Below are 586 nucleotides of genomic sequence, written 5' to 3'. Positions count from 1 at the left end.
TCATATATGTTAACATTAAGTGTGTTTCTAAATTTTTAAATTGTAGGAAACGTAAATACAAACGTATATACTCAGGAGGTATTCGAATGAAATTTACAGCTCAAAAACGTGATGGCGCTGGTACTTCAGCAGCTAAACAATTACGTAAAGAAGACTTAGTTCCCGGCGTTGTGTACGCAAGTGACTTAGATCCAATTAACATCTCATTGTCAGTATCTGATGTAGAACAAATTCGTCGTGAATTAGGTCTTAACTCAGTATTTGATTTAGAGTTAGATGGTAAGACACATACAGTTTACGTACGTGAAATTTCACAATCAGCGTTGAAACCAACTATCTACAACATTTCTTTACAAGCAATCAAAAAAGGTCAAAAACTTGAAATGCCATTATCTATCGTTATTGTTAACGAAGATGCTTTAGCAGATCAAGAAGGTGTAGCTTCTACGACAACACTTGAAATTAACGTTGTTGCTGACCCAGCAACTGCGCCAGATTCAGTTGAAGTTGACGTTACAGGCTTAGCTATTGGTGACTCAGTAACTGCTGGTGACTTAAAACTTGCTAGCGATATTGAATTAGTAAC

At 36.2% G+C, this 586-nt stretch carries 1 protein-coding gene; it reads left to right on the top strand.

All coding sequences use genetic code 11. From position 1 onward, the window contains the following. Positions 1-86 precede the first annotated feature (86 nt). On the top strand, positions 87-586 hold a 500-nt coding region (locus tag ACRCJ0_RS18660), incomplete at its 3' end, for a 50S ribosomal protein L25 (protein ID WP_431391691.1).

This window comes from Aerococcus sp. L_32 (assembly GCF_050689315.1).
This window is presented reverse-complemented; position numbering and strand designations above follow the sequence as displayed.